The sequence below is a fragment of the Pontimicrobium sp. MEBiC06410 genome (assembly GCF_053601615.1).
The window spans coordinates 443,649-469,052 of sequence record NZ_JBSHNT010000162.1; the positions used below are offsets into that span (position 1 = coordinate 443,649).

At 34.5% G+C, this 25,404-nt stretch carries 17 protein-coding genes; 9 read left to right on the top strand and 8 right to left on the bottom strand.

Features of this window, described 5'->3' with window-relative positions:
- The first annotated feature begins 77 nt into the window (after positions 1-77).
- The 3 genes from ACVC08_RS17815 to ACVC08_RS17825 all read left to right on the top strand — a co-directional run bounded on the left by ACVC08_RS17815 (position 78) and on the right by ACVC08_RS17825 (position 8,323).
- The gene (locus tag ACVC08_RS17815; RefSeq protein WP_452603064.1) at positions 78-1,649 is read left to right on the top strand and encodes a T9SS type A sorting domain-containing protein; all 1,572 of its coding nucleotides are present in this window, start codon (positions 78-80) and stop codon (positions 1,647-1,649) included.
- Between the two features lie 177 nt (positions 1,650-1,826).
- A complete protein-coding gene (locus ACVC08_RS17820; RefSeq protein ID WP_452598134.1) occupies positions 1,827-3,872 on the top strand; it encodes a M43 family zinc metalloprotease in 2,046 nt (681 codons plus the stop codon).
- Between the two features lie 230 nt (positions 3,873-4,102).
- A complete protein-coding gene (locus ACVC08_RS17825; RefSeq protein WP_452603065.1) occupies positions 4,103-8,323 on the top strand; it encodes a reprolysin-like metallopeptidase in 4,221 nt (1,406 codons plus the stop codon).
- A 71-nt stretch (positions 8,324-8,394) separates the two neighbouring features.
- Here ACVC08_RS17825 and ACVC08_RS17830 read toward each other — a convergent pair whose 3' ends face one another.
- The 8 genes from ACVC08_RS17830 to amaB all read right to left on the bottom strand — a co-directional run bounded on the left by ACVC08_RS17830 (position 8,395) and on the right by amaB (position 14,237).
- Positions 8,395-8,685 carry a hypothetical protein gene (locus ACVC08_RS17830; RefSeq protein WP_452598302.1) on the bottom strand — a complete coding sequence of 97 codons (291 nt, stop codon included), beginning with the start codon at positions 8,683-8,685 and terminating at the stop codon, positions 8,395-8,397.
- A 115-nt stretch (positions 8,686-8,800) separates the two neighbouring features.
- Entirely contained in the window at positions 8,801-9,334 is a 534-nt protein-coding gene (locus tag ACVC08_RS17835; RefSeq protein WP_452603066.1) for a GNAT family N-acetyltransferase, read from the bottom strand.
- 37 nt (positions 9,335-9,371) lie between these two features.
- Positions 9,372-10,445 carry a ligand-binding sensor domain-containing protein gene (locus ACVC08_RS17840; protein ID WP_452603067.1) on the bottom strand — a complete coding sequence of 358 codons (1,074 nt, stop codon included), beginning with the start codon at positions 10,443-10,445 and terminating at the stop codon, positions 9,372-9,374.
- A gap of 110 nt (positions 10,446-10,555) precedes the next feature.
- Complete coding sequence (locus ACVC08_RS17845) at positions 10,556-11,158, bottom strand: MarR family winged helix-turn-helix transcriptional regulator (protein ID WP_452603068.1); 603 nt, start codon at positions 11,156-11,158, stop codon at positions 10,556-10,558.
- 60 nt (positions 11,159-11,218) lie between these two features.
- The gene (locus ACVC08_RS17850; protein ID WP_452603069.1) at positions 11,219-11,467 is read right to left on the bottom strand and encodes a DUF2024 family protein; all 249 of its coding nucleotides are present in this window, start codon (positions 11,465-11,467) and stop codon (positions 11,219-11,221) included.
- A 15-nt stretch (positions 11,468-11,482) separates the two neighbouring features.
- Entirely contained in the window at positions 11,483-12,208 is a 726-nt protein-coding gene (locus tag ACVC08_RS17855; RefSeq protein WP_452603070.1) for a hypothetical protein, read from the bottom strand.
- A 71-nt stretch (positions 12,209-12,279) separates the two neighbouring features.
- Entirely contained in the window at positions 12,280-12,513 is a 234-nt protein-coding gene (locus ACVC08_RS17860) for a thioredoxin family protein (protein WP_452598309.1), read from the bottom strand.
- Positions 12,514-12,683: 170 nt separating this feature from the next.
- On the bottom strand, positions 12,684-14,237 hold the full coding sequence (gene amaB / locus ACVC08_RS17865) for an L-piperidine-6-carboxylate dehydrogenase (protein WP_452598310.1): 1,554 nt from the start codon (positions 14,235-14,237) through the stop codon (positions 12,684-12,686).
- Between the two features lie 121 nt (positions 14,238-14,358).
- Between amaB and ACVC08_RS17870 the strand changes: the two genes are divergently transcribed.
- From ACVC08_RS17870 to ACVC08_RS17895, 6 genes are all read left to right on the top strand, one after another.
- Positions 14,359-15,453 (top strand): isoaspartyl peptidase/L-asparaginase family protein, encoded by a 1,095-nt coding sequence (locus ACVC08_RS17870; protein ID WP_452603071.1) that lies wholly within the window; start codon positions 14,359-14,361, stop codon positions 15,451-15,453.
- A gap of 113 nt (positions 15,454-15,566) precedes the next feature.
- Entirely contained in the window at positions 15,567-21,152 is a 5,586-nt protein-coding gene (locus ACVC08_RS17875; RefSeq protein ID WP_452603072.1) for an alpha-2-macroglobulin family protein, read from the top strand.
- Positions 21,153-21,200: 48 nt separating this feature from the next.
- Positions 21,201-21,920 carry a YqjF family protein gene (locus ACVC08_RS17880; RefSeq protein WP_452603073.1) on the top strand — a complete coding sequence of 240 codons (720 nt, stop codon included), beginning with the start codon at positions 21,201-21,203 and terminating at the stop codon, positions 21,918-21,920.
- An 83-nt stretch (positions 21,921-22,003) separates the two neighbouring features.
- Positions 22,004-22,321 (top strand): antibiotic biosynthesis monooxygenase family protein, encoded by a 318-nt coding sequence (locus ACVC08_RS17885; protein WP_452603074.1) that lies wholly within the window; start codon positions 22,004-22,006, stop codon positions 22,319-22,321.
- 219 nt (positions 22,322-22,540) lie between these two features.
- Positions 22,541-24,889, top strand: coding sequence for a penicillin-binding protein 1C (gene pbpC / locus ACVC08_RS17890; protein WP_452603075.1), 2,349 nt, complete (start codon positions 22,541-22,543; stop codon positions 24,887-24,889).
- A 188-nt stretch (positions 24,890-25,077) separates the two neighbouring features.
- Positions 25,078-25,404, top strand: a 327-nt coding sequence (locus tag ACVC08_RS17895) for a hypothetical protein (RefSeq protein ID WP_452603076.1), incomplete at its 3' end; no start/stop codon positions are given.

Consider the following 25,404-nt stretch of genomic DNA (forward strand, 5'->3'; position numbering starts at 1 on the left):
ATAGCAATTTTTTCTTATTTTAAGTGTAGAAAATGATAATACCCCAATTTATCATTAAAATAAAACACCTACTTATTATGAAAAAAACAATGATTTTATCACTGTTTAGTTTCTTGTTTTCATTTACAGTTGTTGCTCAACAACCCAAAAGTAAAACAATACAAAACTTACAGCCTAAAAAAGAAAAAACTGAAATTAACACCCAAAAACAGCCTAAAGAACTACCAAAGCAATTTAATAAAATAGCCTGCGATGAAAACCAAGTTAATGTTGTTGTTATTTTAGATAATTATCCAGAAGAAACCTCATGGAGTATTAAAAATACTAGTGGAGTAACTATAGCAACAGGAGAGTACTCCACTGCAAACCCAGATGGTTCTATAGTAACAGAATCGTTATGTTTACCAGATGGGTGTTACGAATTTGTAATTACAGATAGTTATGGAGATGGTATATGTTGTACCTACGGGTTTGGGGCTTACGGAATTATATCTAACGACGATATTTTAGTATCAGGAGGTAGTTTTGGAAGTGTAGATGTTGCAAATTTTTGCATAGGAGAGATTGTGTCTAGTTGTAGTGATGGAATACAAAATGGAGACGAAACAGGAGTAGATTGTGGCGGACCATTTTGTCAGCCTTGCGTAGTACCTTGCATAGATAACGAGATAGAAGTTAGTATTACTTTCGATGACTACCCAGAAGAAACAGGGTGGAGCATAAATAATACAGATGGAGTTAGTGTTGCTTCAGGAACATATTCTGTAGCTAATCCAGACGGATCAACAGTTACAGAAACCCTATGTTTGCCAAATGGTTGTTACAATTTTGTAATTACAGATAGCTATGGAGATGGTATTTGCTGCGATTTTGGTAATGGCTCATATTCTGTAACCAATGGAGAAGAGGTTTTAGCCTCTGGAGGAAGTTTTAATAATACAGAAACAACTAATTTTTGTGTAGACAATAGAGGGCCACAGCCAACCTGTAGTGATGGAGTACAAAATGGAGATGAAACAGGAGTAGATTGTGGAGGAACAGATTGCGAACCCTGTACAGAAATATGCACCGATATTTCTGTTGTTGTAGCAATAGTGTTCGATGCATACCCAGAAGAAACCTCGTGGGTATTAAATGATGCCAATGGAACTACTGTAGCATCAGCTAATTATACAAGTGATAATGATGATTATTCAACTATAGAGCAAACATTATGCTTACCAGAGGGCTGTTATGATTTTATTATTTCAGATGCTTCAAATGATGGGATGTGTTGTTCCTATGGAAACGGCTCTTATACTATTACAGATAATGATGGTGTTTTAGGTTCTGGAGCTTCGTTTCAATCATCAGAAACAACAAACTTTTGTGTAGGAAGCGAATCCACCAGAATTGCTGGAGTTATACGTCCAGTAAACATTAATAATAATGACTTTAAAATGTATCCAAACCCAGCAAAAGATGTCTTAAATATTAAACTTAAAGGAGACATAGCAGCAACATATAAAATTATGGATATTACAGGTAAAACAGTAATTAAAGGCGAGTTAATGAAATCAATAAATTTAGAATCGTTACAAGCCGGTGTATATTTTATACAAGTTAATGATGGCGTTGCAACCATGAATAAGAAATTCATAAAACAGTAAAAATAAAATTGTAAGAATAGTATTATTTGAGATTACGGTTTTTGCCGTAATCTCAATAAAACTATGTTTTTTTAGAATATTTTTTATTAAAAATGCTTAAAAACTGAGAATTTTTCATAATTTTAACCATAGAATAATAATGCTCCCACAATCATTAACCTATAATATAGTATTATTATGAAGAAATCAACTACTTTATTTTTATTGAGTTTTTTGTTTGTATTTACTGTTTTTGCACAACAGCAGCGAAACTGTAAATCTATGGAAAACTTAGAGTACAGAAAGCAACTAAACCCTAATTTAGAGCAAAACATGCAAGACATTGAAACTTATACAAAAAATAAGCTTCAAGAAATGCAAAGTCAACAAAACAAAATTGTAGGAGACATTATTACAATACCAGTTGTGGTACATGTAATATACAGCAATGCTAATGAGAATATTAGCAATGCTCAAATAATGTCTCAGATGCAAGTGTTAAATGACGATTTTAGACGAACAAATGCAGATGCAGACAATACATGGTCTCAAGCAGGAGATTCGCAAATAGAATTTTGTTTAGCAGCAGTAGATGAGAATGGTAATCCCACTAATGGTATTACAAGAAAATCCTCTACAAGGACTAGTTGGGGAACTAATGATGCAATGAAAAAATCATCTCAAGGTGGAGTAGATCCTTGGGACACCTCTCAATACTTAAATATGTGGGTATGTAATATAGGAGGAGGAATTTTGGGTTATGCACAATTTCCTGGAGGAAGTGCAGCAACCGATGGTGTAGTAATGTCTCCAAACTATTTTGGTAGTAAAAATGGAGGATCAGGATTTTATTTATCTGCCCCTTTCGATTTAGGAAGAACAACTACACATGAAGTAGGGCACTTTTTAAACTTACGTCATATCTGGGGAGATGGTGGTTGTGGAGTAGACGACTTTGTAAGCGACACACCAACATCAGATGCTCCTAACTATGGTTGTACGCCATCGCATTCATCATGCGGTAGTACAGATATGGTTCAAAATTATATGGACTATAGTGATGATGCTTGTATGAATTTATATACTCAAGGACAAATAGATAGAATGCGTGTAACATTATTACCAGGTGGTGTTAGAGCAAGTCTTGGAGCATCAACAAAATGTGATTCGGGTAGCACACCAACATGCGACGATGGAATACAAAACGGAGATGAAACAGGAGTAGATTGTGGTGGATCTTGTGAGCCATGTAATACACCACCAACATGTGATGATGGAATACAAAATGGAGACGAAACAGGAGTAGACTGTGGAGGTTCTTCTTGTGAGCCATGTTCAACAGCTTGTACAGATAATGAAGTTAATGTAACCATTACTTTAGACAATTACCCAGAAGAAACAGCATGGTCTATAGTAAATGCTAGTGGAACAACAGTTGCTTCAGGATCTTATTCTTCTGCTAACCCAGATGGATCTACAGTTTCAGAAACACTTTGTTTACCAGATGGATGTTACGACTTTATAATTACAGATTCTTATGGAGATGGTATATGCTGTGCATACGGTAATGGATCTTATAGCGTTACAAATGCTTCAGGAACATTAGCATCAGGAGGTAGCTTTAATAGTTCAGAAACCACAAATTTCTGTGTAGGCGCTCAACCAGCATGTACAGATGTTACAGTATCTATTAAGTTAGATAACTATCCAGAAGAAACCTCATGGGAGCTTAAAAATGCAAGCGGAACAACTGTTGCATCTGCAAACTATACATCGGCTAACCCAGATGGTTCAACAGTAGAACAAACAATATGTTTACCAGATGGATGTTACGATTTCGTAATTAATGACTCTTATGGAGATGGCATATGCTGCTCATACGGAGTAGGTTCGTACACAGTATCAGATGGATCAGGAACGTTAGCATCTGGAGGAAGTTTTGGAAGATCAGAAACCACTAACTTCTGTATAGGAAACTCTAGAACAGCTGGTAACTTGAGAACTATAGATGTTAATAATAATGATTTTGTAATGTATCCAAACCCAGTAAAAGGAGATCTATTAAATATTAAAATAAAAGGAGATCTTGAGGGGACTTATAGAATTTTAAATATCACAGGTCAAACTATAGCTAAAGGGCGATTAACTAAAGCAATAAACGTTAGTGCTCTAGAGCAAGGAGTTTACTTTATAGAAATTAATGATGGTATTGCTACAATGAACAAAAAGTTTATTAAACAATAATTATTATATATTAATTAGTCTATTAAACCAACCAATTATTTTGAAAAGGTCTCGATGAAAATCGAGGCTTTTTTATTAAAAGTCTATCATTACTATATGATTAACAGGTAATTATAGCATTTTTAATAACCATTCGTCGAAAAATAGTACTATCGAATGTTTATTCGGTGTTATTTTATTAATTTAATAGAGTAATCAATAATTAATTAACCAAAAAAAAGTAAACTACCATGAGAAAAACACTTTTAGTTGTGTTTTTGTTAAATGTGGTTTTTGCATTTTCGCAAAGCAAATCATTTTGGCAAAAGCAAAACTCAGCAAGTATTACTAATGTAAAAAGTAGTAGACAAGACCTACCAAAACAAGAAACTTATGTTTTAGACCTTCAAAATTTAAAACAAGCATTAACTTCAGTTCCATTAAGAGGAACATTAACAGGAAACTCTGGCGTTATTATCTCTTTTCCAAACTCAGAAGGAGAGTTTGAGAACTATAGAGTAATGGAAGCTCCAGTAATGCATCCAGAATTAGCAGCAAAGTACCCTAATATAAAGTCTTATGCAGGCCAAGGCGTAGATAACGCTTCAGACAGAATACGCTTTAGTATTTCACCTTTAGGATTGCAAAGTATGCGTTTATCTGCAACCAAGCCAGCTACTTTTATAGAACCTTACACTAATGACCTTAAGGTTTATACAGTATATAAAAGAGCAGATAGAACAGCAGATTTTAATGATTTTGAATGTGAGGTAACCGATGCAACAAACAAAACATTATCAGGAAACAATACAGTCTTAAAAAATGCAGACGATAGTACTTTACGAACGTATAGATTAGCAGTTTCAACAACTGGAGAATATGCTTCATATCATGGAGGTACAAAAGCCTTAGCATTGGCTGCTATTAATACCACGATGACTAGAGTGAATGGTATTTTTGAAAACGATTTTAATGTTACAATGGTACTTATTTCTAATACAGATGATGTAATATATACAAATGCGTCATCTGACCCTTATGGCTCGTCTGGCGGTTATAATAGTGCATTACAATCAACACTAACCAGTCAAATAGGAGAAGCAAATTACGATGTCGGGCATTTATTTGCAAGGTCTGGAAACAGCGGAAATGCAGGATGCATAGGCTGTGTATGTGTAAACGGACAAAAAGGAAGTGGTTGGACATCGCTTAATACACCAGAAGGAGACCCTTTTGATGTAGATTTTGTAGCCCATGAAATTGGACACCAATTTGGAGGAAACCATACCTGGACACATGGAGGAAATGAAGGCACAAATGTACAAATGGAACCAGGAAGTGGTAGCACAATAATGGGGTATGCAGGAATTACAGGAGCCAATACAGATGTACAATCTAATAGTGACCCATATTTTCATGGTGTAACAATACAGCAAATAACAAATTATGTAAAAACAACAAGCTGTCAAACTAACACTAACACTAATAATGCTGTGCCAACAGCAAATGCAGGAGTAAATTACACAATTCCTAAAGGAACAGCTTTTGTATTAACAGGTGCAGGCTCTGATGCGAACTCTCAAGATGTATTAACCTACTGTTGGGAGCAATTTGATGAAAATAATTCAGCAACACAGAAACCAAGTGTAACAGCTACATCAGGCCCAGCATTTAGATCATACAACCCTACTACAGATACTAAGCGTTATTTTCCAAGATTAGCTACCATAAAAACTGGCGCAACAGCATGGGAATGGGAAGCCGTACCAAACGTAGCAAGAACATTAAACTTTAGGCTTACAGTTAGAGATAATAGAGCAGGAGGGGCAAATAATAATAGCGACGATATGGTTGTTAACGTTAATGGTACAGCAGGACCATTTGTAGTGAATGCACCAAATACTAATGTAACATGGAGCGCAGGTACAACACAGTCTGTAACTTGGGATGTCGCTGGCACAACAGGAAACGGAGTTAATGCCGCTAATGTAGATATTTTCTTGTCAACAGATGGAGGAGATACCTACCCAATAACTTTAGCGTCTGGAGTTACTAATGACGGGGCTCACGATATTGTAGTGCCTAATAATCAAGGTTCGCAAAATAGAATTATGGTAAGAGGCGCTAATAATATCTTCTTTGATATTTCTAATACTAATTTTACTATTAGCGGTCAAGTATTATGTACAGCATCTGTACCAACTGGTTTAGCAGCTTCTAATGTAGGAGCATCTACAGCAACACTAAGTTGGAATGCTGTTACTGCAGCAACCTACGATTTACGCTACAGAGAAACTGGTACAGCTACATGGATAACAAATGCCGTAACAGGAACTTCTTCTGCATTGTCAGGTTTAAATGCATTAACACAGTATGAAGCCCAAGTAAGAAGCAAATGCTCTGGAGGTGCTAATTCTGCATACAGTAGTTCTATTAATTTTACAACAACCGAAGTGCAGTTAAATTACTGTGCATCTAACGGAAATGATGTAAGTGATGAGTATATTTCTAGAGTGCAATTAGGAACCATAGATAATACATCTGGTGCAGCAGCAGCAGGATATGCCAATTTTACATCGCAATCTACAGATTTAGCTAAACAAGCGGCAGCAACAATAACAATAACACCAACGTGGACAGGAACTGTATATAATGAAGCCTATGCAGTTTGGATAGATTATAATAAAGATGGTGATTTTGAAGACGCAGGAGAGCAAGTGTTTACACAAGCACCAACGCAAACAACACCTGTAAGTGGAACATTTACAGTGCCAAATAGTGCAACAGAAGGAACGACAAGAATGCGTGTGTCTATGAAATATAATGCGGCTCAAACACCATGCGAATCTTTTCAATATGGAGAAGTAGAAGACTATACTGTAAACATTACAGGAGCTGGTGCAGATACAACAGCACCAGTTATTACACTTTTAGGTACTGCTACAGTAAACATAAATGTTGGAGATGGATATACAGATGCAGGGGCAACAGCAACAGATAATATTGATGGAGACATAACAGCAAATATTGTTACATCAGGTTCTGTTAATACAGCATCAGAAGGAACGTACACAATAACCTATAATGTAAGTGATGCAGCTGGAAATGCAGCAATAGAAGTTGTAAGAACAGTAATTGTAAATGCTACAAGCTCTGGGTGTTCTGAAGGTATTAGCACATTTCCATACGCAGAAGGGTTTGAAACAGGTTTAGGAACGTGGACACAGTCTAGTGCAGACGATATAGATTGGACTATTGACGCTAGTGGAACCCCATCAAACAATACAGGGCCATCAAGTGCAACAGAAGGATCTAATTACATTTATGTAGAAGCTTCAGGGAATGGAACAGGGTACCCAAATAAAAGCGCAATACTTAATTCTCCTTGTTTTGATTTAAGCGGATTAACTGAAGCGACATTTAGTTTTAGTTATCATATGTTTGGAGCTACAGATATGGGAACCATAGCATTAGAAGCCAGTAGCGATAATGGAACAACTTGGGCATCCATTTGGAGTGAAACAGGAAATAAAGGAAACTCTTGGTTAACTGCTAATGTTAACCTTGCGGCATATGTAGGCGGAGATTTACAATTGCGATTTAATAGAGTTACTGGTAGTACTTGGCAAGCAGATATAGCTTTAGATGCCATTAACTTAACCGAAGGTACTGTTACTAATACTGGTTGTACAGGAGGTATTACTGCATATCCATATACAGAAGGGTTTGAACCAGATTTAGGAGATTGGACACAATCCAGTACAGATGATATAGATTGGACTGTAGATGCAGGAGGGACACCATCTAATAACACAGGACCATCAAGCGCAGCAGAAGGGGCTAATTATATTTATGTAGAGGCTTCTGGTAATGGAACAGGATACCCTAACAAAAGAGCAATAATTACATCACCTTGTTATGATTTAAGCGGACAGACATCTGCAACGTTCGATTTTAGTTATCACATGTTTGGAGCTGCCGATATGGGAAGTATTGCTTTAGAAGTAAGTAATGATAATGGCGCAACATGGACAAGTGTTTGGAACCAAACAGGAAATCAAGGTAATTCTTGGTTAACACAAAGCGTTAATTTATCTGCCTATGTAGGTGGAGGTATTCAATTACGATTTAATAGAGTAACAGGAAGCACTTGGCAAGCAGATATAGCAATAGATAATATTAATTTAACAGCCTCTGGAACCTCTAGAGGAGAGGATTTAATCCATGTAAGTGAAAGTGATACTATTTTAGATTTTAGTGTATATCCAAACCCAGTAAAAGGAGCTGTATTATACATTAAAACGCAAGGCGATTTACAAGGCAATTATACTATTGTAAATATGGCTGGACAAACTGTAATTAAAGGGCGTTTATCAAACGAAATAAATGTAAGAAACTTAGAAAGCGGATTATATTTTATAAACGTTAATACAAAAGAAACAGTAATTACTAAAAAGTTTATTAAAAGATAAAAGAATTTAGCTACCAACTAATTTTCGATAGAAAGCCTCGGTATTTTTTTAAACCGGGGCTTTTTTATTTATTAAAAAATGACCCATTGAAGTATTAAGAATACAATAAGAATGCAAACGAAACCTATAATACGTTCGCTTCTATTTTGTTTTTTAGCACGAATACAGATTTGTTGTTTAATAACGTTTAATTTTTCTTGTGAAATGGTTTTAAAGCTTAATTTTTTACTTTTAGTATTATTTTTAGAGTATATAGTATTGCGGTTGTTTTCTCTAAACTTAGCCTTATTACTAGTACGTAATGCTCGGTTTTGTTTTAACCGATTATTCATATCCATTATATGTCCAGCACCAGAGCCCATAGTTTAAATATATATAACTATATGTAGGACGATTTTTAATAATGTTACAGTGTAATACTGTTAAAATTGATTTTTTCAACAATTATATTCTATAGAATATATTTTACACAAGAGCTTACTGATGTAACCATTCATTTTTTGTAATGGAGTACCAATTATGTAAAGCGTTATCATAATTAAAGGTTTCCTTAAACTGCATACCTATCTTTTGTAATATTTTATTAGAGCCCATATTATTTACATCTGCAGCAGCACAAATTTCATTTAAATTAAGAGTGTTAAACCCATGCTTTAGGGAAGCAATAGCGGTTTCTGTAGCAATACCTCGTCCCCAATACTTTTTAATAAGCCTATAACCTAAATCGTAATAACTAAAGTTATCTCGTAACGCTTCTTCATATTTTAATCCAGACCAACCAATAAACTCTTTTGTTTTTTTATCAATAATAGCCCAGCGACCAATACCGTTAGTTATATATTGATTTCTAATAAAACGGATAATGCCTTCTGCTTCTTCAAGTGTTTTAATAGGGTGATTTCCTAGATACTCATGAACTTCAGAATCTGAGTCTAATTCAAAAATACCTTGTGCATCTGTGAGTTCTAAATCTCTTAAAATAAGTCGATCAGTTTCTATATGAATATTCATAGCCATTTAAAATGTATTTAAAAAATGAAGCAATAATTTATTTGGTAACCTTTAAAAAACCTGTCCCATCATACCGATAAAGAGACATCCAGCCACCTAACCAAAAAATGCCCTCATTATCTTCATAAATGGTTTGTATAGCACCAGAAGCTAACCCATCTTTATTATGGAAATTAGTAAACGTTTTGCCATCGTAGCGATAAACACCCGAATGTTCAATTGGAAACCAGATATTACCCTTACTATCTTCATATAAACTCCAGCCTTCGGTACCAATAACACCCTCTTTTTCTGTAACATTAGTAAAGGTTTTACCATCCCAATAGCAAATACCTTTATGAGACGTTGCAAACCAAAATACCCCGCTTTTATCTTCTAGAATAGCATTTACATTATTATCGCATAAGCCCTCTTTTTCCGAAAGATTAGTCAACCCTTTTCCATTGTAAATATAAGCGCCACCATTGGTTGCAAACCATAGATGACCTTTGCTATCTTCTATAATACTATGCACTATTTTGGCACTAGTAACCCCTCTAGTTGGATCTGGTTTACCTTCTGGAAGTTTAAAAGCTGTAAAAGTAGTGCCATCAAACTTGCTAACACCCTGAAGTGTGCCTACCCAAATAATACCACTTTTATCTATAGTTAAACACCAGGTATTATTATCTGCTAATCCATCTTTTTTAGTATAATTAGTAAATGATTTTCCATTGTATTTTGTTAAGCCGCCAGAGGTTGCAAACCATAAATTACCAGTTTTACCCTCTGCAATACCTCTTACAGCGATACCACCAAACCCTTCATTAATAGAAAAATACTCTAATGTATTACCATTATATCTAATAACACCATTACCATTAGTGCCAAACCATAAATGACCATTGGAGTCTTGAAACACTCTACGAACTACAATGTCACCAATAGGAACTGTGTTTGCATCAAGTAAAGGCGTTCCGTAGGTAATTTGAGTTTCTTTTACCGTTGTTTTACTAATTGAGGTTTTCTCACTTTGTTGTTGTTTTGCCTCTTGCCCATTACATGCCATTACAATAATAAATAGAAGAAGCAAAGACAGTGTTTTTAAGCTTTTATGTTTTATAGCATTCATTAGTACTTGATGTGTAAGACTAGCCTAATGTACATAATTTTACAATAGTAATAGAGATGACAAATACAAGATTTAGCAGTAAACTTTTTTTATACTAAACATAAAAAAGCTTATTTTTCTTCATATTCAGGACAATCTAATCTAATTTCGTTGTTGTGTAGTGCTTTTTCAAGTAAATTACAAAAATCTAAACCCTTGTTTTTCGTATAGTATTTACAACCATAACAAGTACGCTGTACACTTAGAATTCCTGTACTATTTAACTTATATATTAATTCACTTAATGTTTTATAAACACTATTTAAATCGGTTTGATTAAAATTACTAATTAAAGATTTTAAAGGATTTGCAAAATCATTAGTTTGGGAAACAATATCTTTTCCTAACTGAGATAGAAGAATATGGTATCTACGACTATCTGTAGAAGAGTAATCTTTTATAATTAGTTGTTTCTTATCTAAAACCTTAATAGCATCACTAATAGTAGGTTTAGTAACATTAAATTCTTTTGCTAGATGGCTAACATTACATAATTCTGTCTTATGATAAGCAATAAATAATAGTATTTGAATTTGAATAGGGCTTAACCCAACTAATTTAGCTTTTTCCCATAGTAGAACTTTAAACACTTCAGAAATTCTCTCAAGACCAGAAACTATTTTACTTGAGATGTCTTTTTGTTGGTAATTGGGGTTGAAAATACTGTTGCTCATAATAAAAAAACCTGCCGAAAAAGATTTGTTCGACAGGCAAAGTTAGTAATCCTAATTAAATTAATTGCAATTTTCCATTTCTATAATAGCATAACCATTTGTATTAATAGAAGTTATCATGTCTTCTGTAGCTTGTTCTATGTGGCATAAACGACACTCGTTAGCCGTTAATAAATTCGTTTTAAAAGATTTAGTTTTTAGATAATGCATACCAAAATTAAAAATGGTTTGCTCATCTGTAACATGGTTAGGCACTAGAATATCAAAGTGCATTGTGTTACCATCCTCTTTTTTACATAAGTGTCCCAAACTGATATTTTCATTTTATTGTGTTTTTACTTTATATGGTAATGATAAATCACCGCTTGCTACGCTAAAAACGTTATAAACGCCTAGCATTGGCAAATCATCTTTACTTGTGTTTACTTTCATAAATGCGGTTACACCATCATAATTAAAATCAGTTTGATTATTCATTCTATAATTTGGTACAACTACTTTTATTACGTGATTTTTTGTTATTACTGGGTAGCCAGGAGAATCCATGTACATTGGCATTCCCGGATTTGTAGGAGGTAGTACTACTGTATCGTCAGCTTTTTTAAATTGCTTTACAGCAAGTCCTCCAGGAACTCTTTTGTCTTCGTGTAGAATAACCCAATGTGGATGCCAAATGATACCATCATTATTAAAAATTTTATCATTGTTTTCATCCCAAAGTGGTGTGTCATCAAAATCTGGATGTGAGGTTAAAGCAAGTGCTACAATACCATCCGTTTTATTAAAACCAACATCAGTCGGTTTTAAATTAGTTGGGAATACATATCCCAGCACAGGAGCACCATCTAGTTGTCCTGCTTTAATTGGTGTTGTTTTTCCTGCTGTACCTTTTACTGTTATTTCCCATACAGTTATATCTAAATCGGAATGATAGGTTACAGCAACGTTATTAATAGCAAAGTCTTCATTTTTGTATGTATTATCTTCTTGAGCACAAGAAAATGTAGAACCAATAAGTAGTACTGTAAAAAGTGTTAAAATTGTTTTCATTTTAGTTGTGTTTTATAAGTTAGGATTCATAATATATTTAAATTAGGAATCCTAACTATTTAATTTAAAAATTAGCCCTTTACATCTGCCATAGAAGCACCGAAGTTAATATGTAAAGTATTTCCATTTGGTGTTACTAAAGCAGGAACCGATTGTACTCCTGCATTTTCAGCCTCAGCTATTCTTGTTCTGTCTTCACCGATATTAACTATTTCTACATTATTTGCACCTACTAGGTTAATAACATCGTGTTCTGCACTTACACATACAGAACATCCTGCGTGATAAAAAATTGATTTACTCATTTTAATTATTTTTTATGATTTATTGCACTATTGCTTTGCAAATATAGTAAGGAATCCTAACTAAAAAAATAAATCAAATGTTTTTTTAATAAATCTGTAACATTTAAAAATTAAAACAGCCTTAGAAATCACTTCCTAAGGCTGTTTTAATATTATAAAGTAGTTAACTACTATAAATCGAATTTAATCCCTTGAGCTAAAGGTAAATCTGTAGTATAGTTAATAGTGTTAGTTTGGCGTCTCATGTAAACTTTCCATGCATCTGATCCAGACTCGCGTCCACCACCAGTTTCTTTTTCACCACCAAAAGCACCACCAATCTCAGCACCAGAAGTACCAATATTTACGTTTGCAATTCCACAATCTGAACCAGCAACAGATAAAAATGCTTCAGCTTCACGTAAGTTATTCGTCATAATTGCAGAAGATAATCCTTGTGCAACACCATTTTGTATCTCTAAAGCATTTTCAACACCACCAGAGTATTTTAATAAGTATAATACAGGCGCAAATGTTTCGTGCTGTACAATTTCGAATTCATTTTTAGCCTCAGCAATTGCAGGTTTTACATAACATCCAGACTCGTATCCTTCTCCAGAAAGCACACCTCCTTCAACTACAATATTTCCACCTTCTGCAACAACTTTTTCTAAAGCAGCTTCATACATTTTAACGGCATCTGTATCAATAAGTGGTCCAACATGATTGTTTTCATCTAATGGGTTACCAATACGCAATTGTCCGTAAGCGGCAACTACAGCATCTTTTACTTTATCGTACATGCTTTCGTGTATAATTAAACGACGTGTAGATGTACAACGTTGTCCAGCAGTACCAACAGCACCAAATACAGCACCAATAACTGTCATTTTAACATCGGCATCAGGAGTAACAATAATAGCATTGTTTCCGCCTAACTCTAATAATGATTTTCCTAAACGTCCAGCAACTTCTTTAGCAACAATTTTACCCATTCTAGTAGAGCCCGTTGCAGATACTAAAGGCACACGTGTATCTTTAGTCATCATTTCTCCAACTTTGTAATCACCATTTATTAAGTTGCAAATTCCTTCTGGTAAGCCATTAGCAGCAAAAACTTCTGCAGCAATATTTTGGCAAGCTACACCACAAATAGGTGTTTTTTCACTTGGTTTCCATACACACACATCTCCACAAATCCATGCTAAAGCAGTATTCCATGCCCAAACAGCAACAGGGAAATTAAATGCAGAAATAATACCTACAACACCTAGTGGGTGGTATTGCTCGTACATTCTGTGCCCAGGACGCTCAGAGTGCATTGTTAAACCATGTAACTGGCGAGATAAACCAACTGCAAAATCACAGATATCTATCATTTCTTGAACCTCACCTAAACCTTCTTGGTAAGATTTTCCCATCTCGTAAGAGACTAACTTACCTAGAGCTTCTTTTTTCTCTCTTAATTTTTCTCCAAATTGGCGAACGACTTCTCCTCTTTGTGGAGCAGGCATTTTTCTCCAATCTTTAAAAGCAGACGTTGCAGTAGCCATTACTTTATCGTAATCTGCCTGAGTCGTTGCTTTTACTTTTCCAATTAATTGACCATCAACAGGAGAATAAGATTCTATAATCTCACCATTTGAAAAATTGTTAGAACCTGTAGAAGTTCCTTCATTTATATCTTTAACACCTAATTCTATAAGCGCTTCTTTTATTCCGAAATCAGCTGAAACTGCTGCCATAATTACTTGAATTTTACGAATTATTAAATTTTGATGCGAATATACTAATAAAAGTCCTTTTTTAGGACATAACGCTTTTAAAAATAGTAACTTTAAAGCGTCTTATAAAAACCATCTATTTATGAAAAAATTACTTTTTTTAAGTATGCTTTTGGCATTACTTTTTAATTGCGGCGAATTAGTGCCTAATCCAGATGATAACCCTAAAAAAACAAAACAAGTAGAAGCTAAAAATACCAAGATTAACGATTTTGCAATTGTTATTCATGGTGGAGCAGGAACCATTTTAAAACAAAACATGACTTCTGAAAAAGAAGCTAAATACAAGGCTAAATTAGAAGAAGCCATAAAAATAGGCTATACAATTTTAAAAAATGGAGGCAGTAGTCTAGATGCTGTAGAAAAAACAATTAACGTATTAGAAGACTCCCCATTGTTTAATGCAGGAAAAGGTGCTGTTTTTACAAACTCAGAAACGAATGAATTAGATGCTTCAATAATGGACGGAAAAACATTAAACTCTGGTGCCTCTGCAGGAACAACAACCGTAAAAAACCCAATAAATTTAGCACGTAAAATAATGGATAAATCTCCGCATGTAATGATGGCGGGCACAGGAGCCGATTTATATGCCAAAGAACAAGGCTTAGAGATTGTATCACCAGACTACTTTTATACAGAAAACAGATTTAAATCCCTACAACGTGCTAAAAAGAAAGCGATAATAGAGCAAGATCACGACGACCAAAAAGATAAAAAAACAGCAGGTTATTACGATGCAGATATTAAAGATTATAAACTAGGCACAGTAGGCTGTGTTGCACTAGATAAAAACGGAAACTTGGCAGCAGGAACCTCTACAGGAGGGATGACCAATAAACGCTTTGGACGCGTTGGAGATACACCAATTATTGGAGCAGGAACCTATGCAAATAATGCCACATGCGCAGTATCTGGAACAGGATGGGGAGAGTATTTTATTAGAGCAACAGTAGCACATGATATTTCGGCATTAATGGAATACAAAGAGCTGTCTCTTGAAGCAGCAACAAAAGAAGTAATCCATAATAAATTAACCAAAATGGGAGGCACAGGAGGTGTCATTGCTGTAGATAAAAACGGAAATATGGTTATGGATTTTAATACTGCCGGTATGTATCGAGCAAAAATGAATGCTAAAGGCGAATTAACTATAGAGATTTATACTAAAGAATAGTAAAAAACGAATCCTAAACACTAGCTAACGAATCCTATAAACTAATCAACGAATAGTAAAGTTTATATAGGTATACAAAAGGCTTTATGTAGTTTTATAAAAACTTTAAAATTATGCAATCAAAATCACTCTTAACGCTTTTACTCTGCTTGGTATTAGCAATGTCTTGTAAAAAGAAAGAAACCGAAACCGATAATGTCTTTAAGTTTAGAGACTATATAAGTTACACAACTTCGGGTAGAGTTTCTGTTAGTAACCCTATAGCGATAAACTTAACTAAAGATGTAGAAGGATGGGGTATAGATAAAGACATTACCGAAGAGTTGGTTAGTATAACACCACATGTTTCTGGACAATTAGTCTCTAAAAACAAGCATTTTTTAGCATTTAATCCAGACGAACCATTAGACCCAGACACCGAATATTCGGTTACAGTAAAACTAGGAAAGATCTATAAAAATATTCCTAGTGAATTTAAAAACTACACCTTTCAATTTAAAACCATTACACCTAATTTTAATATTACTACTAACGATTTACAATCGTATAGTAAAGAGTGGCAATACTTATTAGGAACATTAAAAGCAGCAGATAATATAACAATAGAAGATGCTAAAAAATTAGTAAGCGCTTCACAGAAAGGAAAGAACTTAAAAATTGAATGGGACGAAGAAAGTGTACCATCAAAATATTTTGCCTTTAAAATAGATAGCATAAACCGATTAGTTGAAGATAGCGAGATATTAGTAAAATGGAATGGAAAAGCAATAAGTGCGGATAATTCTGGAGAAAGTAAAGTCCTTATTCCAGGGAAAAATAACTTTACCATCACTAAAATGGAAGTGGTACAAAGCCCAGAACAATACCTGTCTATTAATTTTTCTGACCCTATAAAAAAACAACAAAACTTTGATGGTTTAGTAACCATTCAAAATACCAAAAACCCAAAATATATTGTAGACGGGAATGTATTAAAAGCCTATCCAGACTCTAAAATAATAGGAACCGTTCGTATAGACGTATTTCAAGGAATAAAAAATACAGAGGGTTATAAATTGAAGAGCCCATTTTCTGAAACCATTTCTTTCGAACAAATAAAACCACAAGTACGTTTAGTAAATAACGGTGTGATTTTGCCAAATTCTGAAGAATTGAAATTTAATTTTGAAGCAGTTAACTTAAAAGCAGTAGATATAAAAGTCATTAAGATTTTTGAAGATAATGTATTACAATTTCTTCAAGATAATGAATTAGCAGGAGGCTATGATAATAGCATTCGTTATGTAGGGCGCCGTATAGCAAAAGAAAAAATTGAACTTATGGAAAGTGCTATAGAAAACACTGGAAAGTGGAAAACCTATAGTGTCGACTTGTCTAAATTTTTTAATGCAGACCCTGGAGCAATTTACAGAATAGAAGTAGACTTTAAACAAGAGTATTCTCTATACAATTGCGAAGGCAACCAAAACATTACAAACTCTGAAAATAATGATGACTATTATGAAGACGAGTACTACGAAGAAGAGTATTATGGAGAAGATTATGGAGAAACCACTGCAGAAGAAGACGATTTACGCGAAGAAAAATACTGGGATAACTTAACCTATAGCTATCGTAATAATAATTACAATTGGAGAGAGCGTAAAAACCCATGTAAACCATCGTATTATAGAGTGAATAATAAAATCTCTCAAAACCTATTAGCATCAAACATAGGCGTTATCGCTAAAAAAGGAGCCAATAACAATTATTACTTTGCAGTAACTAATATTTTAAACACTAGTGTAGAAGCCAATGCTACAGTAGCCTTATATAACTATCAACAACAAGAAATAGCAACAACTAAAACAGATACAGAAGGCTTAGCAACAATAAAAGCAGATAAGCGAGCAGCATTTGCTATAGTCTCAAAAGGAAATAATAAAACCTATATAAAGTTAAAAGATGGAAACTCACTATCATTAAGTAAGTTTGATGTATCAGGAAACCGTTTACAGCGAGGGCTTAAAGGTTACATATATGGAGAACGAGGAGTTTGGCGACCAGGAGACACCTTGCATTTAACCTTTATGCTAAACGATGTTGCTAATAAATTACCCAATGGGCATCCTGTAAAAATGGAAATAACAGACCCTAACGGTAAACTAGCATACAAAAAAGTAACAACGTCAAACATTAACCAGTTCTACAAGTTTACAGTGCCAACGGGAACAGAAGATAAAACAGGAAATTGGAATGCTAAAGTAAGTGTGGGTGGAGCTAAATTTTATAAAGGTTTAAAAATAGAAACCGTAAAACCAAACCGTTTAAAAATTAAAGTCGATTTTAAAGATGAGGTACTTACAGGAACAAATCCGTTAAACGGAAATCTAGAAGTAAAATGGCTGCATGGCGCACCAGCAAAAAACTTAAAAACAGAAATAAAAGCGAAGTTTAGTAATGCTTACTCGCCATTTAAAAACTATAAAGACTATGTGTTTAGAGACCCATCTAGAGAATTTTCTGGAGAAGAACTAACCATTTTTGAAAACAAAGTGAACGAAGAAGGCTTAGCAACCATTACCAATAAATTAAATGTAGGTAAAAATGCGCCAGGAATGTTAAACGTTCAGTTTTTAGTACGAGCATTTGAAAATGGTGGAGACTTCTCTATGGATGCCTTTTCAAAAAAATACGCACCGTATAAGTCCTTTGTAGGATTAAAATCACCAAAAGGTAGAGCATACGGGTCATTTTATACAGACGAAAACCAGAATTTCGATTTAGTAGTAGTAGACGACCAAGGAAAACCAATAAAACGAAACGGATTAGAAGTAAAAGTGTATAAAATAGAATGGCGCTGGTGGTGGAACTCTTCGTACGATAATCTATCTAAATACGCTAAAAGCTCGTACCATAAACCATTTATGAATACTACAGTAAATACAGATGCTAAAGGAAAAGCAAGCTTTAATATAAATGTGCCAGAACACGAAGGTGGACGTTATTTAATTCGTGTTTACGATCCAAAAAGCGGACACGCAACAGGGCGCACAGCATATTTTTACAGAAATTGGTGGAAAAGACAACCAACAGGAAGTAAGGATGCTGCAAAGATGCTAGTATTCTCTGCAGATAAAGAAAACTACAATGTAGGCGAAACAGCCAAAATTACATTCCCATCTGGAACAGAAGGACGCGCTTTAGTAAGTATAGAAAATGGAACCGAAGTTATAGAACACAAATGGGTGAAAACTAAACAAGGAGAAACCATTGTAGATGTCCCAATAACAGACGCGATGGCACCTAATGTATTTGTAAACATTTCATTATTACAACCACATGCAAGTACCGCTAACGATTTACCATTACGACTATACGGAGTTATTCCAATACTAGTAGAAAACCCAGAAACAAAATTGAAGCCTGAAATTAAAATGCCAAGTGTATTACGTCCAGAGCAAGAATTTTCGGTAATTGTTTCAGAAAAAAATAACAAAGCTATGACCTATACCATTGCTATGGTAGAAGAAGGTTTATTAGACTTAACACGTTTTAAAACACCAAATGCATGGTCTGAATTTTATGCAAGAGAAGCATTAGGAGTAAAAACATGGGATGTGTTCGATGATGTTATAGGAGCCTATAGCGGTAGTGTAGACCAAATATTTGCAATTGGAGGAGATGGAAGCGCAGCAGGCGGTAAAAACAAAAAAGCAAATCGCTTTAAACCCGTAGTAACCTATTTAGGACCGTTTGTATTAAAGGCAGGAGACAGAAAAACACATACTATTAAAATGCCAAACTATGTAGGCGCAGTACGTACCATGGTAGTTGCAGGAAATAACACTACAGAAGCCTATGGTAGTGTAGATAAATCTGTAGAAGTTAAAAAACCATTAATGGTATTAGCAACCTTACCACGTAAACTAAGTCCTGGTGAAAAAGTAACCCTGCCAGTTACCGTATTTGCTATGGAAAATAAAGTAAAAAGTGTAAACTTAAAATTAAAACTTAGTGATGGTATTACAGTAGTAGGCGACCAAACAAAAGCACTAACATTTAAAAGACCAGATGAACAAATGGCCTATTTTGAACTAGATGTTAGTAAAGCAAACGGTATAAATACTGTTGAGGTTATTGCAACAGGAAATGGCGAAAAATCAACATACAAAGTAGAATTAGATGTCGTTAATCCAAACCCAATAACATCAAGAGTATTAGATAAAACATTAGAAGCAAATGCAACGACTAATTTAGATTTTAAAACCTTTGGAGTAGCAGGAACAAATGCAGCAACATTAGAGTTTTCTACAATGCCACCAATGGATTTTTCTAGACGCTTACAATACTTAATACAATATCCACATGGTTGTGTAGAGCAAACGACCTCTAGCGTATTCCCTCAACTGTATTTAAATGATATTTTCGATTTAACATTCGATAAAAAACAAGAAATACAATCTAATATTAAAAACGGAATAAAACGCTTAGGAAATTTCCAAAGACCAAACGGAGGCATGAGCTATTGGATAGGAGAAGGCAATGCTAACGATTGGGGAACAAGCTACTCTGGGCACTTTTTAATAGAAGCAGAGAAAAAAGGTTACGTTTTACCATTAACCTTTAAGACTAATTGGATTCGTTACCAAAAAGAAACCGCTAGAAACTGGAGACCAAGTTACAGAACCTACAATAGCGATTTAGCCCAAGCTTATAGACTATATACATTAGCCTTAGCAGGAAGCCCAGACTTAGCCTCTATGAACAGATTACGCGAATTTAGTGAAATCTCTAACGAAGCCAAGTGGAGATTAGCAGCAGCCTATGCACTAGCAGGACAAAGTGAGGCCAGTAACCAAATTTCTAAAACGGCAAATATCGAGTTTCAACCACCACGCTATAACTATTACACCTATGGCTCTGTAGATAGAAACCGAGCAATGGCATTAGAGACGATGGTAATAACAAAAGATAAACGAACACAAGATTTAGCAAAAACACTAGCAAAAGACCTGTCTAGTAACCGTTGGATGAGTACACAAACAACAGCTTACAGTTTATTAGCAATAGCAAAAATGGTAGAAGTTAACGGCGGAAAATCGGTACAGTTAGATTACACTATTAATGGTAAAACAGAAACTATAAACACCAAGAGTGCCATTGCACAACGTGAGCTAAAATTAAAAGATGGAAATAACACTTTAAGCTTTAAAAACAATCAAGCTAACGTAGTCTATGTACGCGTATTAAACTCAGGGAAATTACCATTGGGACAAGAATTAGCAGAACAACGAGGGTTAAGTGTTAGTGTCGCTTACAAAGATTTAAAAGGAAACACTATAGATATTAGCAAACTACAACAAGGGCAAGATTTTGTAGCCACTGTTAATGTAAGTAATCTTAAAAACGAACGTGTAAACGATATTGCCTTAACACAAATATTCCCATCGGGTTGGGAAATTGTAAACACACGATTTACAGCCTTTGGAAGCACAACAACAAGTCAGGCACGTTATACAGATATAAGAGATGATCGTGTTAATTTCTATCTAGATTTAAACAAAAGAGGAAAAACAAACAGCTCTAAAACCTTTAATGTCATGTTAAATGCTTCGTATCTAGGAACCTATTATTTACCGGGAGTACAAGCAGAAGCCATGTACGATAATGAGTTTTTAGTACGCACAAAAGGACAATGGGTTGAAGTTGAAAAGTAAGTAACAAATTCCCGCGAAAGCGGGAGTTTTATTAAAATGAAATAAAAATTGAAGGCAAAACAAATCCTAAAACAAACCAGTCATAGACCATTCGACTATCCAGCAAACCCATGGACAATCTATCAAGAATGGAATAAAGCTGTTTTTTTACATTGGGAAGTAGATGCTGAGGTTATACAAGCATTATTACCAAAAGAATTAACAGTAGATATAATTAATGGTAAAGCATGGGTAAGTATTGTGGCTTTCGATATGAATAACGTAAAACTAAGACACTTACCCAAGCCACCATATATATCAGACTTTCAAGAAATAAATATTAGAACCTATGTAGTCTGTAAAGGAAAGCCAAGTGTATACTTTTTAAGTATGGAGGCCAATAATAAATGGTCTTGCACACTAATAAAGCAAGTCTCTAAATTTCCATACCGTTATTCTAAAATGAATAGAAATGAAACAAGCTATCACTCTAAAAACACAGATTTAAATGAAGCTTTTTCAGTAGAATATACATTAGATAATACACCAGTAGTAAAAGATGAAATCGATATGTGGTTAACCGAGCGTTATGCCGTATTTCAGGACTACAAAAACAAAATAATAGAATACGACGTACACCATATAGAGTGGCCAATGCAGAATATTGTTTGTACTTCTATTACTGTAGAGTACCCAAGGTTTACATTTTTAAATAGCAAACCAGATAAAATACACTATTCCAGTGGAGTGCAAGTACTCACTTGGAATAAGAAAGAGTATAAAAAGTAACGGTAACGTCAGTTCGAGTGATTTTGAAGAATGAAAAATCGTATCGAGAACAGATATAAACTATATCAATGAATAATTAAAAAATGAATTCAAACTTTAAACCCTATTACGCCGTTATTTTTACATCTACCAGAACCAAAGGCGATAACGGTTACGGTGACATGGCAGAGTTAATGGAAATATTAGCCAAACAACAAGAAGGATTTATAAGTATAGATTCGGCAAGAAGCGAAGTCGGTATAACTGTGAGTTATTGGAAAAGCCTAGAAGTAATAAAACAATGGAAACAACAAACAGACCATGTATTAGCACAGCAAAAAGGAAGAGAAGATTGGTACAATTGGTACAATGTAAGAATCTGTAAAGTAGAACGTGAGTATGAGTTTACAAAAGACCTTTAGTAAGTTGTAAATCTAAAAAATAATAATAGGTAGGTATTCCTTCCTTTAAAAAAGGAAGGTGGTTTTTTCAAAATGAAAAAATCGGAAGGTTTTACAAAAAATAGCGAAGCTTATTTTAAACAATAAATTAAGTTTTGTCATTCCTGCGCAGGCAGGAATCCACTTCTAAAGAAAATTTAAGTATAATTAATAAGACTCCTGCCTTCGCAGGAGCCAGAGATGAAAAGAATAATAGCATACATAAAAAGAAACAAAATAAAGTCAGCACTGTTTGCAGTGCTTTTAATAGCCTATTATTTCTGCTTACCAAACGAACTCTTTAAAGATCCAACAGCAACAGTAATAACAAGCAGAACTAATGATTTACTAGGGGCGAAAATAGCTAAAGATGGCCAATGGCGGTTTCCTAAAAACGATAGCATACCCGAAAAATTTAAAACCTGTATTATTAACTTTGAAGACGAATACTTTTACAAACACCCGGGTTTTAATCCAGTATCTATATTTAAAGCTTTAAAGCAAAACATAAGCTCTGGAGAAGTAAAACGAGGCGGAAGCACATTAACACAACAAGTTATTAGACTTTCCAGAAAAGGACAGTCCAGAACTTATATAGAAAAACTAAAAGAAATCATTTTAGCAACACGATTAGAGTTAAGGCATAGTAAAGACGAAATACTAGCCTATTACTCAAGCTATGCGCCATTTGGCGGTAACGTAGTAGGTCTAGATGCCGCATCTTGGCGTTACTTTAATAGAGATGCTAATGATTTATCGTGGGCAGAAAGCGCAACATTAGCAGTATTGCCTAACGCACCAAGCTTAATTTACCCAGGAAAAAACCAACAACGATTACTGGAAAAACGAAATAGACTTTTAAAAAAACTATTAGTAAATAAAACTATAGATACTTTAACTTACGATTTATCTATAGCAGAGTCGCTACCACAAAAACCCTATCCATTACCACAAATTGCACCACATTTATTGCAAAAAGTTGCGAAAACACATTATGGAGAACGTATAAAAACAACTATAAATAATAAATATCAGCAACAAGCCAATACAGTAGTATTTAACCATTACAACCTATTGCAGCAAAATGAGATATACAATATATCTGTACTAGTCTTAGATGTAAAAACGAGAGAAGTGTTAACTTATATTGGTAACTCGCCAACAACACAAGCACACCAAAAAGATGTAGACATTATAGACAAAGGAAGAAGTACAGGAAGCGTTTTAAAACCATTTTTATACGCAGCCATGCTAGATGCTGGAGACCTATTACCAGATGCATTGGTGCCAGATGTGCCATCGCAATTTGGTAATTACGCACCAGAGAATTATAATAAAGAATACGATGGAGCCGTGCCAGCAAAACGGGCTTTAGCTCGTTCTTTAAATGTACCAGCAGTACGAATGCTTCAGGATTTTGGGTTAGACCGTTTTCATCATTATTTAAAAGACTTAAAACTAAAAGATGTAAAATATAATGCCAACCACTACGGACTATCCTTAATATTAGGAGGCGCAGAAAGTAGCCTATGGGATTTATGTAAAAGTTATGCTAGCCTATCTTCAACATTAAACCACTTTAATGAAAACTCTAGTGAGTATTTTTCTAACGAATTTTGCGAACCCACTTTTTTAGCTTCTAAAACTATTGATTTCGGAAAGAAATCTACAGAAAAAACACTATTTGATGCAGCCTCTATTTATTTAACCTACGAAAGTCTAAAAGAAGTAAACCGACCAGAAAGTAATGAAAACTGGGAGTTTTTTGACGATTCTAAGCAAGTTGCTTGGAAAACTGGAACCAGTTTTGGGTTTAGAGACGCATGGGCAATAGGCACAACAAAAGATTATGTTGTTGGTGTTTGGGTTGGTAATGCCGATGGAGAAGGACGTCCAGGTTTGGTAGGTGTACAAACAGCTGCACCTATTTTGTTTGATGTTTTCGATATTTTACCAAGCAGTAATTGGTTCGAAAAACCGTATGATGAAATGCAAGAAGTAAATATTTGCACAAAAAGTGGTTATCGTGCTAATGTAAATTGTGAAGACATTACAAAAGAGTATGTGCAAGTAAGTGGATTAAAAACGAAACCATGCCCATACCATGTACTTATTCATGTAGATAAAAATGAACAACAAGTAAACGTCTCTTGCGAAGATTTAAGTAATGTATCTCACAAACCTTGGTTTGTTTTGCCGCCTTTAATGGCCTTTTACTACAAAACTAAAAACCCTTTTTACAAGCCTTTACCGCCATTTAGGAATGATTGTAATACAAACAATAGAGCATCCATGCAATTTATCTATCCTAAAAAAGGAAGCACTATTTTCTTGCCTAAAGATTTCAATGGAAAAACAAATGATCTAATTGTTAAAATTGCACACTCAAAACCAGAAAGTATGATCTTTTGGTATCTCGATAAAGAATTTATTGGAACAACTAAAGATATTCACGATATGGCAATAATACCAACAGAAGGGACTCATTTAATAACTGTTGTGGACGCCTATGGAAATGAAGCAAAAAGAAAAGTAGAAATTAGTAGGTAAAATGTTAAAATTATACAGAATATATGGTTTAGGGAACTAACAAGTGTTCATTTCATCGAAAAAGGATGCATTACGTCTATCTATGGTTTTATTATATAAGGAATTAGTATACATTGTAAGCTACTAGAAAAAAATTGCGAATATAATAGCATTTGCATAACCAAAAATTAACCCTAAAAACCAAATAAATGAGAAAGATTACTTTACTGTTAATTTTACTTTCATTTAGCTTTTCGCTTAGCGCGCAAACTTACTTGCAAGAAAATTTTGATACAGAAATCCCTGCTTCTTGGACCATTACAGATGAAGGGGCAGCCACAGGAGACTCTTGGGTCTCTGGACAACAAGGCGGTTTTAACGACCTTGATGGTACAGCTGGAGCTTTTGTTGATAGTGATGCCAATGGAAATGGTACACAATTAATAGAAACGCTAACCTCACCAGTTTTTGATACCACTGGAGCCGTTGGTCTATTCCTAGACTTCGATCAGTTTTACAGATCTGGAGGGTCAGAT

What these genes read in the sequence shown, in the direction of transcription:
- ACVC08_RS17815 (WP_452603064.1), top strand. Translation starts at nt 78, where the DNA reads ATGAAAAAAACAATGATTTTATCACTGTTTAGTTTCTTGTTTTCATTT.
- ACVC08_RS17870 (WP_452603071.1), top strand. Translation starts at nt 14,359, where the DNA reads ATGAAAAAATTACTTTTTTTAAGTATGCTTTTGGCATTACTTTTTAAT.
- pbpC (WP_452603075.1), top strand. Translation starts at nt 22,541, where the DNA reads ATGAAAAGAATAATAGCATACATAAAAAGAAACAAAATAAAGTCAGCA.
- ACVC08_RS17820 (WP_452598134.1), top strand. Translation starts at nt 1,827, where the DNA reads ATGAAGAAATCAACTACTTTATTTTTATTGAGTTTTTTGTTTGTATTT.
- amaB (WP_452598310.1), bottom strand. Translation starts at nt 14,237, where the DNA reads ATGGCAGCAGTTTCAGCTGATTTCGGAATAAAAGAAGCGCTTATAGAA.
- ACVC08_RS17830 (WP_452598302.1), bottom strand. Translation starts at nt 8,685, where the DNA reads ATGGGCTCTGGTGCTGGACATATAATGGATATGAATAATCGGTTAAAA.
- ACVC08_RS17855 (WP_452603070.1), bottom strand. Translation starts at nt 12,208, where the DNA reads ATGAAAACAATTTTAACACTTTTTACAGTACTACTTATTGGTTCTACA.
- ACVC08_RS17875 (WP_452603072.1), top strand. Translation starts at nt 15,567, where the DNA reads ATGCAATCAAAATCACTCTTAACGCTTTTACTCTGCTTGGTATTAGCA.
- ACVC08_RS17840 (WP_452603067.1), bottom strand. Translation starts at nt 10,445, where the DNA reads ATGAATGCTATAAAACATAAAAGCTTAAAAACACTGTCTTTGCTTCTT.
- ACVC08_RS17825 (WP_452603065.1), top strand. Translation starts at nt 4,103, where the DNA reads ATGAGAAAAACACTTTTAGTTGTGTTTTTGTTAAATGTGGTTTTTGCA.
- ACVC08_RS17845 (WP_452603068.1), bottom strand. Translation starts at nt 11,158, where the DNA reads ATGAGCAACAGTATTTTCAACCCCAATTACCAACAAAAAGACATCTCA.
- ACVC08_RS17885 (WP_452603074.1), top strand. Translation starts at nt 22,004, where the DNA reads ATGAATTCAAACTTTAAACCCTATTACGCCGTTATTTTTACATCTACC.
- ACVC08_RS17860 (WP_452598309.1), bottom strand. Translation starts at nt 12,513, where the DNA reads ATGAGTAAATCAATTTTTTATCACGCAGGATGTTCTGTATGTGTAAGT.
- ACVC08_RS17835 (WP_452603066.1), bottom strand. Translation starts at nt 9,334, where the DNA reads ATGAATATTCATATAGAAACTGATCGACTTATTTTAAGAGATTTAGAA.